At 34.9% G+C, this 15,492-nt stretch carries 14 protein-coding genes, 1 pseudogene and 1 riboswitch; of the genes and pseudogenes, 8 read left to right on the forward strand and 7 right to left on the reverse strand.

The features are described 5' to 3' along the window. The first annotated feature begins 294 nt into the window (after positions 1 to 294). From CWO92_RS00765 to crcB (CWO92_RS00780), 4 genes and pseudogenes are all read left to right on the forward strand, one after another. Positions 295 to 1,245 (forward strand): cation diffusion facilitator family transporter, encoded by a 951-nt coding sequence (locus tag CWO92_RS00765; protein ID WP_101352279.1) that lies wholly within the window; start codon positions 295 to 297, stop codon positions 1,243 to 1,245. A gap of 556 nt (positions 1,246 to 1,801) precedes the next feature. After that, a pseudogene (locus tag CWO92_RS00770) lies at positions 1,802 to 3,280 on the forward strand (SulP family inorganic anion transporter). A 95-nt stretch (positions 3,281 to 3,375) separates the two neighbouring features. Then, a riboswitch (Fluoride riboswitch) is annotated at positions 3,376 to 3,436 on the forward strand. 57 nt (positions 3,437 to 3,493) lie between these two features. Continuing rightward, the gene (crcB, locus tag CWO92_RS00775; protein ID WP_101352280.1) at positions 3,494 to 3,889 is read left to right on the forward strand and encodes a fluoride efflux transporter CrcB; all 396 of its coding nucleotides are present in this window, start codon (positions 3,494 to 3,496) and stop codon (positions 3,887 to 3,889) included. Next, positions 3,883 to 4,245 (forward strand): fluoride efflux transporter CrcB, encoded by a 363-nt coding sequence (crcB, locus tag CWO92_RS00780; protein ID WP_101352281.1) that lies wholly within the window; start codon positions 3,883 to 3,885, stop codon positions 4,243 to 4,245. The genes crcB (CWO92_RS00775) and crcB (CWO92_RS00780) overlap by 7 nt, the downstream gene beginning before the upstream one ends. Positions 4,246 to 4,562: 317 nt before the next feature. On the opposite strand, the gene CWO92_RS25900 is transcribed toward crcB (CWO92_RS00780), so the two are convergent. Then, complete coding sequence (locus CWO92_RS25900; RefSeq protein WP_233269783.1) at positions 4,563 to 5,108, reverse strand: DUF3231 family protein; 546 nt, start codon at positions 5,106 to 5,108, stop codon at positions 4,563 to 4,565. A gap of 69 nt (positions 5,109 to 5,177) precedes the next feature. Continuing rightward, entirely contained in the window at positions 5,178 to 5,570 is a 393-nt protein-coding gene (locus tag CWO92_RS25905; RefSeq protein ID WP_233269784.1) for a DUF3231 family protein, read from the reverse strand. Positions 5,571 to 6,052: 482 nt separating this feature from the next. Here CWO92_RS25905 and CWO92_RS00790 point away from each other — a divergent pair, with 482 nt between their 5' ends. Beyond that, positions 6,053 to 6,655, forward strand: a complete 603-nt coding sequence (locus tag CWO92_RS00790) for a cell wall hydrolase (RefSeq protein WP_101352282.1) — start codon at positions 6,053 to 6,055, stop codon at positions 6,653 to 6,655. A 114-nt stretch (positions 6,656 to 6,769) separates the two neighbouring features. On the opposite strand, the gene CWO92_RS00795 is transcribed toward CWO92_RS00790, so the two are convergent. The 3 genes from CWO92_RS00795 to CWO92_RS00805 all read right to left on the reverse strand — a co-directional run bounded on the left by CWO92_RS00795 (position 6,770) and on the right by CWO92_RS00805 (position 10,547). Next, on the reverse strand, positions 6,770 to 7,756 hold the full coding sequence (locus CWO92_RS00795) for an acyltransferase family protein (protein ID WP_101352283.1): 987 nt from the start codon (positions 7,754 to 7,756) through the stop codon (positions 6,770 to 6,772). Positions 7,757 to 8,271: 515 nt separating this feature from the next. After that, complete coding sequence (locus tag CWO92_RS00800) at positions 8,272 to 8,466, reverse strand: YbdD/YjiX family protein (RefSeq protein WP_101352284.1); 195 nt, start codon at positions 8,464 to 8,466, stop codon at positions 8,272 to 8,274. 5 nt (positions 8,467 to 8,471) lie between these two features. Further along, the gene (locus CWO92_RS00805; protein WP_101352285.1) at positions 8,472 to 10,547 is read right to left on the reverse strand and encodes a carbon starvation CstA family protein; all 2,076 of its coding nucleotides are present in this window, start codon (positions 10,545 to 10,547) and stop codon (positions 8,472 to 8,474) included. Between the two features lie 226 nt (positions 10,548 to 10,773). On the opposite strand from CWO92_RS00805, the gene CWO92_RS00810 reads away from it, so the two are divergent. Next, on the forward strand, positions 10,774 to 11,346 hold the full coding sequence (locus CWO92_RS00810) for a GNAT family N-acetyltransferase (RefSeq protein WP_158175792.1): 573 nt from the start codon (positions 10,774 to 10,776) through the stop codon (positions 11,344 to 11,346). A 356-nt stretch (positions 11,347 to 11,702) separates the two neighbouring features. Further along, positions 11,703 to 12,608, forward strand: coding sequence for a cation diffusion facilitator family transporter (locus CWO92_RS00815; RefSeq protein WP_101352287.1), 906 nt, complete (start codon positions 11,703 to 11,705; stop codon positions 12,606 to 12,608). Between the two features lie 200 nt (positions 12,609 to 12,808). On the opposite strand, the gene CWO92_RS00820 is transcribed toward CWO92_RS00815, so the two are convergent. Both CWO92_RS00820 and corA read right to left on the reverse strand, forming a co-directional pair. Continuing rightward, positions 12,809 to 13,480: an SGNH/GDSL hydrolase family protein gene (locus CWO92_RS00820; RefSeq protein ID WP_101352288.1), complete on the reverse strand. Its 672-nt coding sequence runs from the start codon at positions 13,478 to 13,480 to the stop codon at positions 12,809 to 12,811. A gap of 70 nt (positions 13,481 to 13,550) precedes the next feature. After that, positions 13,551 to 14,504, reverse strand: a complete 954-nt coding sequence (gene corA, locus CWO92_RS00825; RefSeq protein ID WP_101352289.1) for a magnesium/cobalt transporter CorA — start codon at positions 14,502 to 14,504, stop codon at positions 13,551 to 13,553. A 269-nt stretch (positions 14,505 to 14,773) separates the two neighbouring features. Here corA and CWO92_RS00830 point away from each other — a divergent pair, with 269 nt between their 5' ends. Continuing rightward, the gene (locus CWO92_RS00830) at positions 14,774 to 15,490 is read left to right on the forward strand and encodes a gamma-glutamyl-gamma-aminobutyrate hydrolase family protein (protein WP_101352290.1); all 717 of its coding nucleotides are present in this window, start codon (positions 14,774 to 14,776) and stop codon (positions 15,488 to 15,490) included. Positions 15,491 to 15,492: the final 2 nt, after the last annotated feature.

Consider the following 15,492-nt stretch of genomic DNA (forward strand, 5'->3'; position numbering starts at 1 on the left):
GAAGTAATCATGTAAAATTTGAAACAAAGTAATATGAATATATGTTCATATTCTAATTTGTGTGTTTATCATTTCCAGTATTACTTAGTGATAAGAAAAGTAAAAAATAAGGTTATCGAAACACGATGGACTTTTATTAGGTATCCCCTAATAAAAAATCAAAAGCGCACTTCTTCTTTCTCATAAAGAAACCATTGAAAAATTAGGTATCACCAATTAGTATTCTAAAATCAATTAAAGATTGCATTTGATCATACTAGTCAACGCTATTATCGTAAAGGAGTGTTTCTTGTAATGCCAGAAAGTCATAACAGTGATCGACCCCATGATCACGGGGATGTTTTCCATACTCACGCCCCTATCGAAAAAATGAAATTAGCCTTTTTCCTAACCATCATTATTCTTGTTGTAGAATTAATCGGAGGAATTCTTTCTCATAGTTTGGCACTGCTTTCTGATGCTGGTCATGTTCTAACTGACATCGCTGCAATCGGACTATCCTGGTTTGCCATGCACCAATCTCAAAAACCAGCATCAAAAAACTACACATATGGGTATCATCGTTCTGGTATTCTAGCTGCGTTTATTAATGCGATGACGTTAATTGTGATTGCTGTGGTAATACTATTTGAAGCCATTGACCGCTTTCAAAATCCGCAGCCAGTAGAGAGCACATGGATGTTTATAAGTGCATTGATTGGTTTACTGATGAATCTTTATTTAGGATTAGGAATGAGAAAAGAAAATAATATTAATGTCAAAAGTGCTGTACTTCACATGATTGGAGATGCTCTGGCATCAGCAGGTGTTATAGTTGGAGGATTGATTATCTTATTTACAGGATGGGATATTGTAGATCCAATTCTGAGCGTTCTTATTGCTCTTTTAATTGCGTTTGGTGCCTGGAAAATTGTAAAACAGACTATCAGCATATTAATGGAAGGGACGCCAAAAGGAATTGATATGGGGAAAGTATCTCAAGAGATAACTTCGGTTAGCGGTGTTGTGAATGTACATGATTTGCATATATGGAGCATTACGAGCGGTAAAAATGCATTATCATGCCATGTTGTCGTAAATGAACAGGTTAATTTTAAGGATAGTCAAAGGATATTAAGGGAAGTGGAACACAAGTTAATTCACCTTGGAATTGGACATGTTACAATCCAAATGGAAGATAAGGACAATTCGCATGATCAGGATGCCGTTTGTTCCTCTATCAATCATGATCATCACCGTCATTAAAGGTAACTAATCCATTCACAGTTAATGAAAGCCGCAATTTCATTAAGAAATTGCGGTTATTTATATTGTTTTTGTGCTGAGTAATATTAGGTTTCTAGAGGTAATCATCTCTTTTGTAGTTTGAGTTAAGATGGACGTTTATATCCTCTAACAGACAAGGCTTTTACTAGTATTAAAGACAAAGGTGCTTTTAGGTAGGTGCAAAATTTATGTCATATAGTTTAATCCTAAATAAAGTAAGTACTGATGTTCTTGATAATTGGAATTAGGTGAAGCTAGCGAAAGGTAAAGACTGGATTATTTATAATAGCGGTTATGCAATTACATTTGATACCTCGATAAATTTCCACTGCATTAACATTAATTTTTATACATGAAAGAACTAATAGTATGGCACAGATAAATGGAGCATAACGAAGAAAATATATTATGTTTACGTTTACATTAAATTATACTTATTGGTTACAATCCTATATAATTTACGCAATACCAACGGACCATGACTTTCATGAGAGTTGAAGGTCACACAAAACAATAACAATGAGGTGTTTTTTATTTGAATGTAAATAAAATTAAAGTTGAATGGTTTGGTAACATAAAAGGAAATATACTCTCTGGACTTGTTGTTGCGTTGGCACTTATTCCTGAAGCAATTGGATTTTCAATTATTGCTGGTGTGAATCCAATGGTCGGATTGTATGCTTCTTTTTGTATTGCGTTAGTCATTGCCTTTGTTGGTGGCAGACCCGCGATGATTTCAGCAGCAACCGGAGCAACAGCTTTATTGATGGGTGGACTAGTCAAGGGACATGGACTTCAATATTTACTTGCAGCCACAATTTTAACTGGTATTATACAAATTATCTTTGGATCATTAAAAGTAGCGCGTCTTATGAAATATATTCCTAAATCTGTGATGGTTGGATTTGTGAATGCTTTGGCTATCTTAATCTTTAGCGCGCAATTAACACATTTTAAAGGCGCAACATGGGAGATGTATTTAATGGTTGCTGGTGGATTAGCAATCATTTATATATTCCCACGGATTACAAAGGCAATACCATCTCCACTCGTAGCAATCATAATTATAACTGTGATTGCTGTGGCAACAGGCGCACAAGTAAAAACAATTGGTGATTTGGGTCAGTTAAGTCGGTCATTCCCAACATTCTTCATTCCCAATGTACCATTTAATTTGGAAACACTTAAAATCATATTTCCATATTCACTTGGAATCGCAGTGGTTGGTTTAATAGAAACCTTATTAACTGCACAAATTGTCGATGATATGACGGATACAACAAGTGATAAAAATAAGGAAGCACGTGGTCAAGGAATCGCTAACATTGTTTCTGGATTATTTGGGGGTATGGCAGGTTGTGCTATGATTGGTCAGTCGGGAATTAATGTAAAATCAGGCGGTAGAGGAAGGCTATCTACATTTGTCGCAGCAGTCTTTCTAATGATACTCATTGTTGTTTAAAATGATGTCTTGGTTAAAGTTCCAATGGCTGCATTAGTGGCGGTTATGTTTATGGTTTCTATCGGCACATTTGATTGGGCATCTTTAAAGAAATTGCCAATCACACCAAAATCTGATTCGGTCGTTATGATTGTAACAGTAATAACCGTTATTGCAACAAATAATTTATCGATCGGTGTATTAGTTGGTATAATTTTAAGTGCTATATTTTTTGCCTCTAAAATCTCAAAGGTTCAGATCAAAACTCTGTCAGTAGAAGGGTCACAAAGAAAAATATATCATGTTACTGGACAGTTGTTCTTTGCTTCCGTAACCGATTTTGTGAACCATTTTGATTTTAAAGAAAACGTTAAAGAAATCGATATAGATTTAACGAATTCTCATCTATGGGATGATTCTGCAGTAAACGCAATAGATAAAGTGGTTATCAAGTATCACCAAAATGGGGTAAAAGTGAATTTAATCGGATTAAATGACGATAGCATTAAACTTATTGATAAATTAGCTGTTCATAAAGCACCGCGCGGACTGGATAAAGCTGTGAATCACTAGACTAGAAAACACGTTGATATTTTAGCTTGTTTTATTTGAAAGATGTTGAGAAAGCAATTGTACCAGATAGAAAATTTTGCTAATATGGGATTAGAAATTAAATAGGCGATGGAGTTCGCCATAATCGCTTAAAAAGCTAATGACTCCTGCCAGTACTTACACTGGTAGGAGTCTGTTTATTTTCGGATAAAATAAAATATCGAGGTGAATGTTATGGTATATTTTTTAGTTGGAATTGCTGGAATTATTGGCGCTTCCTTACGTTATTTAATGGGGGTGCCTTTCAGTCATATAATGCTGCACGGTTACCCATTGGCTACTTTTTTAACTAATATGATTGGGAGTTTTATATTAGGGTGGTTTACGACCTTCCTCCCAAAATTAAAATTCATTCCCCCTCATGTAATCACTGCATTGGGAACTGGATTAGTGGGCTCCTATACAACTTTCTCAACATTTAGTGTGGAGACTGTTCAACTAATGGCTGCTTCTAAATGGGGGATTGCAATAATATATGTTCTTTTTAGTCTTTGGGGTGGTCTTTTATTATCATGGTTAGGGTATCGAATAGGGAAAATGTACAAAAAAGGGGGAGAAGCTTCATGCTAAATATAGCATTAGTAGCAATTGGCGGATTCTTTGGGGCCATCTCAAGGTTTAGTTTAAGTAATTTGATTAAAAGCAAAGCAGCCTCCTCATTTCCTTTTGCAACGCTAATAGTCAATTTATTAGGCTCTTTTTTATTAGGAGTTATTATTGGTGCAAATCTGGATAGAACATGGGCATTACTGGTTGGTACAGGATTTATGGGCGCATTTACAACCTTTTCGACATTTAAATTAGAAAATATCATCCTAGTTTCCAAAAAAAACTGGAAAATGCTCATCCTATACTTAGGGGTAAGTTATACTTTTGGCATCTTGCTTGCTTTCCTGGGCATCAAAATAGGACAATATCTTGTTTAATTATTTCTTTTTGCTTACTAAAAATATAATAGAGATCTTCCAGTATATTGGAAAAGGCAAGCCGGTTATATGCTTGCCTTTTTGATTCATGAAGATGAGATATTTGACATTGAGTCATTTGTTACGATAAAGGCATCATTCTTAATAAGTATTGAAATCTACTTTGTGTATTTCTTACTAAAAATGAGGCTTTAATCATAAAGGAAATCAATGCTGAGAATATGCTATAAAGTATACTCATCAAATATCCCTCCACATTTATAATTAGTGTTATTTAATAACACTAAGGATATTTTTTTACAAATTGCAATATTTATTCATTTATCTTCAATAATTCGAGTACGGTCTTCCATTTGCGGAGGCTCTTCCATCCATCCGTTTTTAATCATTATCTTAATTCCTTCATCAGCATAAAAATATACATCCTTTGCCAGTAATGCTGTTTGCAATGATAAATCCTTTCTTAGACTGAAGATGGTTCCAAAGCTGCTGCCAACAATTCCGAAACCATTAAGATAGTAAACACAAGTCATCATTAATTTATCTGAAAATGGTGGTACTTTCGATGTTGTAACGGTACTTCCAGAAGTAGTAGAAAACTGTACATTACTGTCTAATAAAATATTTTCGAATGTTTGGATATGTTTTTTTGCAAGCTCTATTCCTTTTACAAAATAGTGTTTTACGTCTTTATTTTGTGCACATTGTGCAAAACCAGTAATGAGCTGCATGCCAATATTGTTGGTCTCAATGCCATGATGAAGATACCCAATTTCTAAGTCATTTAGAACTCTTTTCTCACTAAATGGATTAATTCCATTTAAATAGTGTTTCCCTTCTATGAATTCCGTTGTTTTAGGCATGGTAACCTTTGGAGGTAATGTGAGAATACCTTTTTTTAGGAGATAGAGAGTGGATAGCTTATAAATTTTTTACGTGATGGAGGTAAGACCCTCGTATATTTGCATAATATTGTCATTGTATGACATATTCATATTAATAGTATAAAGACCCATACTCACTTGTTTTAATACTCGGACAAACATAATATCGAATCCATTGTCAAATAACTTCGGTGCTTCTAAATTAACATCCTCCTTTTTAAATCCAATTGGTATAACTGCTCCTTGTCTATTAAATTCATCCTCAATTTTCGTAACATAATGATGTAGCTCCTGCCATAATCCTCCCATTATATTTATTGCTTCTTGATCATCAGCATGTTTTAAAAAGTACTCTAATATTCTTAAAATAAGTGTCTTTTCTTGATATGTAAGCCAAAGGGTTCCTAGTTCAGATGCACTTAAAGGGTTAGTAAGAATCAAATTTAAATACCTCCATGCTTTTTAATTGAATTATGTTCTTTCAAATGAATAATTATTCCATGACAAACGTTAATCTTTTGTGTAGAACATCCTTTCTGATATCGATATAAATTCTTAACAGCAGCCTAGGAAAAAATCTTCATAATTAAAGTCTCACTTCAACGATTTTCCCAACTATTTTTCCATTGATGATCAGGTCCTATACATTTTGCTGTTGGATATAACTAGTTATATTATTCCAAGCTTCAACTGATATTGATTCGAAACCGTTTGTAATAAAGAGTCCATATTTTTCCTCTTCGGGATGATTTTCGGTAATTACGATTGAAAGGATAATATTACCTATAGAAGGAGAAATAGTTTATTAACAATGAATAATGGAGATTAAATGCTAATACCAGTTTTTGGATAATGAATAATTATGTTACAACTGATAGCTTAGTAGATAAGGACGAGCACGAAAGTACTAGGAGGCTATATAAATGAAAAAGCTCATAAAACTAGCAGTTACCGCAGGATTATTCGCATCAATGTCTGCATTTCCATTATCACTACAATCGAATGCAGCCACGACTTCCCATAAAGTACAATCTGGTGAAACCTATTGGAAGATTGCCAATAAATATGGAATATCTGTAACGAACTTAATGCAAGTAAATCATGCAGCAAATGCAACCCTTTATGCAGGTCAAAATATTGTAATCCCTAATTCTACTATTTCAGCAGCGGATAGGGAGCTGATGGCACGTCTTGTACATGCGGAGGCAGGCGGCGAACCTTATGCTGGGAAAGTAGCAGTTGCTACGGTTATTTTAAACAGATTGCATAGTCCAATATTCCCAAACAGTATCAAAGGCGTCATTTATCAAGTAGTGTCTGGACATTATGCATTTACGCCAGTTCAAGATGGCAGAATTAAACTTCCAGCCGATGCAGACTCAAGAAGGGCAGTTAATGAGGCAATTACATTTAGCGGAAAAGGACAAGGCTCTTTATATTTTTACAATCCTAAAACTGCGAAAAGCAAATGGATATTATCACGTCATGTGACGGTAACGATTGGCAAGCATCGCTTCGCAAAATAATTTTTACTTACTTACGTCAATCTTTTGATTGGCGTTTTTTTTATAGCATACATATTGGTGGAATATCCATATAACATTAACAAAAAAGAGGTAAGGGAAAACATCCCTTACCTTTTAAATTTTTAATTCAATTATAGGTTTAGTATATTTTTTAATAAAGTAACTTCCCAGAATTAAGCAAATTCCTAATGAGAAAAGCAGTAATATAATGTACTGATCTGAAACTGCATCTAGCGTGTCATCAGAAACGAATGTTTCGATTGTTTTAATGATAAATCCGTGTAGCAGATAAACATATAGTGTACGTTCTCCAATTACTGTCCACTTAAATCCGCCGGAAGGCACTATGGATAAAAATCCGTATATAACGACAGCTGTTAATAAATATTGAGCTGCACGAATTAATCCATCTGTTACTTCTTTATTTCCCATTCCCGCATAGGAAGTATCTCCAAGCAGCCATGGAACGGCATCCTTAGGAAATAAAGTACCAAATAACAACATTGTACCAATAAGAACAATAAAACCGATAAGGGTAGAATATTTCACTTTTTTCACAAGTTGTAAGTGCTTAGGCTCTAATAAGTAACCTAAGAGAAAATATGGAAAGAATACAAATGTTCTCGATAGGGAAAGGAAGCTTCCGACATTATCCAAATATCCGATTCCTATACCAATGACCACCGCAATCCCAAGTCCAACCCACTTTAGTTTTGCAAATACGTGAAGCAGAAGATTCCAGCAGAATAGGCTTAGTAAGAACCATAATGTCCAATGTGGATTGAGCAGGTCTATATTTAAGCTGGAGTCGTGACCATTCCAATAATAGAAAACAGAATAAATCACTTGAAAAATAATATAGGGAATTAAAATTTTCTTTACTGATTTCCATAGATGCCCTTTTTTATGAAAACCTTTTGAGAAATACCCGGAAATTAGGATGAATGCAGGCATATGAAATAAGAAAATCACTGAATACAAGGTAAATAAAATATTATCGTTGCTTTTTAATGGACTTATGACATGGCCAAAAACCACTAAAAATATTAATATGAATTTTGCGTTGTCAAAGTACAGACTCCTTCTGGACGAGGAAGCCATACTTAACACCTCCTGATATACTTTTAAAACGAAATTAACCCTATTTTAGTATAGCTCTTTTAATACCCGTTTCTAGATGTATTAAACTAGTGAAAATGTCCTAATTCAATAAGATCATATTAAAAACGGAAAAAACATCTTAAAGTAAGGATTGTCCAATCAGCGCTAATACTACTCTACAATATTAATATTACATAAACATGAAAGAACATTTAAAAATAAATGATAATTTTATATCTAATTTGCTATTTTTGAAATATAAGAAATAACGGAGGCTTTAGCGGGGCATAAGAAAAAAGACACTAATATCTGTAATCGATAAAAGTGTCTTACGAAATTAATTTTACAATGATGAAGTATGTTTGGCATACTGTCTAGTTAAGTTACTCAGCTAGCGTATTTCTACTCCTCTGCAGATAAGTGTGATGCGCTCTGAACTACTTACTATTAATCAATAATTTAAAAGGATTAATTCACTTATCCATACACCGAGGAGCATGGGAGTCTGTTTACTATTAACAACAGCGATTTACTTTACCACTTTCATACTTTTCTTTTAATGCGTACATATAATATTCTTTTTCAGACATGATAGGTTCGTTTGGATGTTTTCTCTTTCGATGCTGAATGTATTGGTCATAATTCGGAAGTCCGAAAATGACTTTAATATTGCACTGTATTCTCTTAATGGTTTCAGAAAGTGAATTCATAAGACTCACCTACTTATCGGTACGTTTGGATACTTAGTTTGAATAAAAGGAGTTTCGTGAAGCTGCGCCTTTTTCTTCTTTATCAGAATGTTATACCAGACTCTTAAAGAATCGATGACCATTAATAGTACAATGGCAATAAACACAATGGTTAAAATTGCATCCAGTCGATCATTAAAAACAATTTGCTTCATCACGTCCATGCTTGTTGCCGGACCTATGATTTTTCCGCTATCTATACCATCTTGATAGATTTTTGCATGGGCAAAAAATCCAATGGCAGGCACTTTTGAAAACAGTTTCATAAATGCTGCTGTTAAAGTAGTCACGGTTAGGAAAACGTATGGAATGATCGTTACCCATGCAAAACGTGCTTTTCCCATTTTAATAATAATTGTTGTGGCAACAGCGAGTGCAATGGCTGCAAGCATTTGATTGGAGATTCCAAATAGTGCCCATAAGGAATTAATACCGCCAAATGGATCGATAGCGCCTTGATAAGTAATATAGGCCCATCCTAAAGTAATGAGGGCTGAAGCAATAATATTTGCCGCAAGATTATTTGTTTTAGCGAATGGTTTATACACATTTCCTACTAAGTCTTGTAACATAAACCGCCCAATTCTTGTCCCTGCATCAATGGTAGTTAATATAAATAGTGCTTCAAATAAAATGGCAAAATGGTACCAGAAGGCCTTCGCTCCTGCTAAAAAGCTGGTGAAAATTTCTGCCATACCAACGGCTAGAGTTGGCGCTCCTCCAGTCCTGGAAAGAATGGAAGATTCTCCAATATCCTTTGCAGCGTTTGTAATATCACTTGCTGAAACTTGGAATCCCCAAGTGGAAATAACAGAAGCCGCATTTGCAGCATCTGTTCCTATTGCTGCAGCAGGGGCATTCATAGCAAAATAAAGTCCTGGATGAAGAGAACATGCTGCAATCAATGCCATAATTGCAACTCCAGACTCCATTAACATACCGCCATAACCTATAAAACGGGAATGCGATTCTTTTTCAATCATTTTAGGTGTAGTTCCGGAAGAAACAAGGGCATGGAACCCAGAGACGGAACCACAGGCAATCGTGATAAATAAGAAAGGAAATAAGTTTCCGGCAAATACGGGACCTGATCCATCTATAAATTTACTGATTTTTGGCATATGAAGATCAGGAAGCACAATTAGAATGCCTGCAGCTAATAAAAAGATAACTCCAATTTTTAGAAACGAGCTTAAATAATCACGAGGAGCGAGCAATAGCCAAACCGGAAGAATGGATGCGATAAAACCATAAACTCCAATCATTACAGCCAGTTGGCCGCCAGTGAATGTGAACATTTTAGCCAGTTCAGGGTCAGCTGCAATATATTGGCCGCCCCAAAGAGCGATCATCAATAACACAAATCCAATGATTGATCCTTCTAATACTTTACCTGGACGGATGTAACGCATATATATCCCCATGAGAATGGCAATCGGTATGGTACACGCGATTGTAAATACACCCCAAGGAGAACCAGCGAGCGCTTTCACAACAACGAGTGCTAAAACAGCAAGAAGAATAATCATAATAGCCAAAATTCCAATGGATGCAATAATGCCGCCAAAGGGCCCGACTTCTTCCTTTGCCATTTGTCCAAGGGACTTCCCGTTTCTTCTCATAGACCCCATTAGAATAACACCATCTTGGACTGCTCCTGCTAATACAACACCAATAATAATCCATAGTGCACCAGGCAAATATCCCATTTGGGCAGCCAATATCGGTCCAACTAACGGACCAGCTCCAGCTATGGCAGCAAAATGATGGCCAAACAACACCCACTTATTAGTTGGTACAAAATCTTTTCCATCATCATTTATTTCTGCCGGTGTTGCACGGTTATCATTGAGCTTGAAAATCTTATAAGCAATAAATTTACTATAAAACCGATATGCTACCGCATAAGTACAAACCGCAGCAATGACTAGCCACGCTGCGGAAATGGTTTCCCCATTCGCTAGTCCAAGTAGAGCAAAAGCAACTGCGCCAAGGATAGAAATAATAGTCCAAATTAAAATGGAAAGCAGCTTTTTATTCAATATCTATACTCCTCTCTACAAAAATCTATTTGGAATTAAGAAATATTCATCTATACAATTTGCCCCCCTTAACAAATGATTTAGAATATTCCTAATTCAACAAAAATAATAACCTAGACAACTTTAATTATCAAGAGTACTTCTAATTTTTTGTTTCAAATATTTTCCGACATTTTTTCAAATAATTCTTTTTTGCTAAAATGATGAAGATGAGGAGGAGATAAAATTGATTAGACTTGGCAAAAAAAGTGATGATAAATACTTTGTAGAGGAAATAGCGTTCTTGACCTACGAAATTTTGAGGGATCTAGGCATTCAAGTTCTTAAAAATCAAAAGAAAGAAAAAGTAGTGAACTTCCTAAAGGAATTATATGTTAAAGATAATAATCGATTTAGCTATCATAATACGCTTGTGAAAGAATTGAATGGGCACGCAGTAGGGATAGCAATTATTTATCATGGTAAGAATGCGGAGGAATATGATAATCATCTTGTACAGTATTTGCAACAAGAATTTCAGTTAAATGATATCGAGCTTTCGAAAGAAACGGAGGAAGATGAGTTTTATCTAGATTCATTAGCAGTGTCTCCGCTTCACCGTAAACAGGGAATCGGCAGTGAACTATTAAAAGCATTTGAAAATATTGGGGAAGAGGAAGGTCATCAAAAACTGGCCTTGAATGTAGATAAAGACAACGAAACAGCATATCGTTTGTATAAGAAAAATGGCTTTGAATTTCAGTCTACGTTTGATTTATATGGGCATCCTTATCTACATATGGTTAAGAATTTAAAATAAGCTATTAATACACTACAGAGATAAAATGGTGTTTCGACAATTGCATAAAAGTTAGATAAGAACAACATTATTAGCATTATTTCAAATAGTTCACCTTATATTAAAAGCGTACATATGGGCAAAAATCTTTCTCTAGACCCACCTATTGACGATTTGTTAAGATAACTGTACTGCTTTCTGCTTTCTTATAAATTGTTATTATTCTTCATTCCTAACAATCCCAATTAGTTATAGATTCGGGCATCTTTTCTTAAGGATATCCATTCTAAAAAATCTCGTGGATTTTTTACATTAAAGAAATAACAAAGTATAAGAAAAGAGCGTGACAAAAGATTATTAATTGAGGTGTTTATATAGTGGGTGCACGAGAATCTTTAGCGAGAAGGGTTGCTTGGATAAGTGTGTGGAGCAATCTTGTCTTGACCATTGGAAAGGTTTTGGCAGGATTGTTTGGACGCAGTGATGCTGTCTTGGCGGATGGAATTCACTCTAGTGCGGATGTATTTGCCTCTATAATTGTTCTATTAGTAATTAAAGTTGCAAATAAACCGGCAGATGAGGATCATCCGTATGGACATGGAAAAGCAGAGGTAATTGTCTCCGGAGTAGTAGGAATTTTGTTATTGCTCATATCATTCTACATACTATACGAAGGAATAACAGGCTTTTTCCATCCGATTGAACCTCCGAAACTTTTAGCAATGTGGATAGCGATTCTATCCTATGTGATTAAGGAACTATTGTACAGATGGTCCTATAAAGTTGCGAAGCAGCATAGCAGTAAGGCAATAGAAGCAATTGCCCTAGATCACAAAGCGGATATAGTGGCATCCATTGCAGCTGCAATAGGGGTTTTCGTTTCCTATCTCGGTAATCATTTTGACATAAAAATTTTATTATACGGGGATAAAGTAGCCAGTATTTTTGTCGCGTACTTAATTTTTAGAATTTCAAAGGAAATGTTAAACGAGGCCTTTCAAATACTTATTGAGCGTAATATTGATATGGAAATACTCCAAGGCTATATTTCCATTATTTCAGAATTCACGGAAGTAAGAAGAATTGATAAAATACGTGCTCGCGAGCATGGCAACTATATTTTAGTTGATTTGCGAATTTCTGTGGACTATTTTAAAACCATAAAGGAAGGTCATGACCTTTCAAGGAAGATTAAGGAAAAACTCATGGAGAAAAATGATAATATTCGGGAAGTACTTATTCATTTAAACCCATATTATCCTGATGATGAAAAATCATCTTAATACAAGCCATTCATAACAAAAAGAGGCTGGGACATAAGTAAGAAAATCATTGAAATTGGTTAAATCTACGAAAGCAAAAACGCATGAAATCAAGGTTTTTAAATTTGATTTCATGCGCTTTTTTGATTTTCACTGCGTTATGTCCCAGCCTCTTTTTAGATGTAATGTATTGCAAGTAGCCTTTAGTATAGTTACTTTTACTAAATTTCTAATTCTTCATATATTTTTTTTCCCATAACGAAGTATCCTTCACGGGTTAAGTGTATTCCATCATCACTGATTAAATCCTTTAAATCTCCTGCCTTTTTAATAGCAGTTCTAACATCTATGCTTAACACTTCCAGTTGCTCTATTAATAAAGAAAGGCTTCGGTTATACAGTCCATGCCAATGTTCAATACCACCAACATAGCTAATCCAATGACTAATTGATTTTCCATATTGACCTGCGATGGCTCGATAGTAACGTACAGGGTCTAATGGCGGGAGCGTTAAAAGTAATGGCTTTATACCGGATGCTTTGATCTTTTCTACAATGCCTTTCATATTTTGAAGATAGGTTTGAATTGGAACAATTGGCACATGATCCGCTTCTGGATTCTTTGCTACTTCATCCCAATGAAAGTTACAGTCATTACCGCCGACGCAAATGATAACAAGATCTGGGTGCTCTGAAATAACATCTTTTTCTACCCTATTTAACAAAAGTGTAGAGTTATCATTAAAGACTCCCTTATTCACAACTTCTATATTAGAGTTGTTGTCTAAAAATCCTTGTAAAAATGCTGGATAGTTATCTTTTAGTATTCTTAAACGACCCTTTACAAAGGAAACTCCTCTTGTGATACTATCGCCAAAACATACAATCTTCACATTAAAGCCCCCAAAAAATAGATTAGGTTATATTGTTTATATTTTAGCCTATTAAAGGAAGAAAATCTATTTATTCAATTCTATCATTGAACCAACCTTTTTTCTTAAAATATAGGGGGAGTCCGATTCCGATAATAAGCATAATAATCCAGACAAATAAATAGCCGTATTTCCATTTCAGTTCAGGCATATGGACAAAATTCATTCCATATAATCCAACGATAAACGTTAGCGGAAGAAAGATAGCGCTTAAGATTGTCAATTTAATCACAATTTGATTGCCGTGAAATGCGTTTAAAGATATGTAGGAATCCCGGATGTCTGCTGTTAGTTCACGTGAATCTTCCACAATTTCTGATAATCTTAACAAGTGATCATATATATCGCTAAAATAACCGTGATATTCATGGAAATCAGGGATACGGCTTGAGTTAATAATTCGGTAAACTAAATCACGCATAGGATAAATGGTTCTTCTAAGCCGCAATAAATCACTTCGAATATCAAAAACTTCATCCATTAGCGCTGTCGTTGACAGCCCCTTTGTGTTATCCTCAGCCTCGTTTAAGCGATCTTCCATCGAATAGATAATTGGAAAGTATAAATCTACTGCTTCATCTAAAATAGCGTGAAACACAAGCAGAGGAGTGTTCAATGTTCCAGATTCGACTTTATTATAAATTTTATCCAAGTACATAAGCGGTTCAAAATGGAAAGTAACAAGGAAGTTTTTCCCAAGAAAGCTATCGATTTCTTTCACCTCTGATGTATCTGGATTTAAAGCGTGAAACACAAAAAATGTATAATCTTCATAATGGTCAAGCTTAGGTCTTTGTATATATAAAAGACAGTCTTCTATCGCTAGAGGATGAAAATGGAAAAAAGTAGATAAAAGTGCTGATTCATTTTGAGTTGGTTTTTCAAAATCAACCCAATACCATTTGTAAATTTCACTAGATATTTCATCTAGGGAGATATCTTTATGTAAATTTCCATCGTGAGTTAACGCAACAATCCTTAACATGTTATCCACCTTGTCTCATAATCTTTTCATGTATAATAAACGTTCTTTTATAATATACCCTTGTACGAAAAGGAAATCATTATTTTTAGTAAAAATATCCTTTGCATACGTTGAGAAAATGAAAGTATTATTTTCCATTTTTACCTTCTATAAAATTAGGAAGGAATTTAAATGATTTTCAAAAATATTCATAACATTTTATTATTTGTTCCGCTATTTTACGATATAATGAAATGACATCACGCGTTTTAAAAAAGGGAGGGCTTTTGGTGAAACCACTGATAGGAATTACAGCAAATGTGGAGTTGGATGCAAAGCATAATCTAGCTAATGATTATATTCAAGCAGTCATTAAGGCTGGTGGGATACCAGTTATTCTTCCTATTGGCATTGATGCAGATGTTAGTGAGTTGGCGGATAGACTTGATGGTTTAGTTCTTTCAGGAGGTGGTGATATTGATCCGACACTATTTGGAGAAGAGCCACATCCTCATCTTGGCGGCATTTCACCTGGTCGCGATAGCTTAGAGATAGCTCTTATTCAAGAAATGTTAGATAGGGATAAAGCTATTCTTGCGATTTGCCGAGGGATTCAAATTTTGAATATTGCTGTTGGTGGTGATATGTATCAGGATATTTATCATCAAATAGATACGCCTTTAATCCAGCATTCACAACATGCTGCTAGATATCATCTATCCCATTATGTAAAAGCAAAACCTGGCAGTCTATTGGTGAAAATTGCTGGCCAATCGGAATTTAAGGTAAACTCATTTCACCATCAGGCAGTTAGAAATGTTACACATCCGCTTACGATTGCAGCTCAGGCATCCGATGGGGTAATCGAAGCGATTGAAAGTGTTACACATTCATTTGTGGTAGGAGTGCAATGGCATCCTGAACCACTATCCTTAAATGGCGATCATATATCTATGCGCTTATTCAAGAGTTTTGTAGAGGCTTCTAAACAATATAAAATGAGGTGATA

This window comes from Heyndrickxia camelliae (genome assembly GCF_002844575.1).
Classification (GTDB): domain Bacteria; phylum Bacillota; class Bacilli; order Bacillales; family Bacillaceae_C; genus Margalitia; species Margalitia camelliae.

Coding starts and splice junctions, on each gene's coding strand:
- CWO92_RS00765 (WP_101352279.1), top strand. CDS start 295: ATGCCAGAAAGTCATAACAGTGATCGACCCCATGATCACGGGGATGTT.
- crcB (WP_101352280.1), top strand. CDS start 3,494: ATGGTATATTTTTTAGTTGGAATTGCTGGAATTATTGGCGCTTCCTTA.
- crcB (WP_101352281.1), top strand. CDS start 3,883: ATGCTAAATATAGCATTAGTAGCAATTGGCGGATTCTTTGGGGCCATC.
- CWO92_RS25900 (WP_233269783.1), bottom strand. CDS start 5,108: ATGCCTAAAACAACGGAATTCATAGAAGGGAAACACTATTTAAATGGA.
- CWO92_RS00790 (WP_101352282.1), top strand. CDS start 6,053: ATGAAAAAGCTCATAAAACTAGCAGTTACCGCAGGATTATTCGCATCA.
- CWO92_RS00795 (WP_101352283.1), bottom strand. CDS start 7,756: ATGGCTTCCTCGTCCAGAAGGAGTCTGTACTTTGACAACGCAAAATTC.
- CWO92_RS00800 (WP_101352284.1), bottom strand. CDS start 8,466: ATGAATTCACTTTCTGAAACCATTAAGAGAATACAGTGCAATATTAAA.
- corA (WP_101352289.1), bottom strand. CDS start 14,504: ATGTTAAGGATTGTTGCGTTAACTCACGATGGAAATTTACATAAAGAT.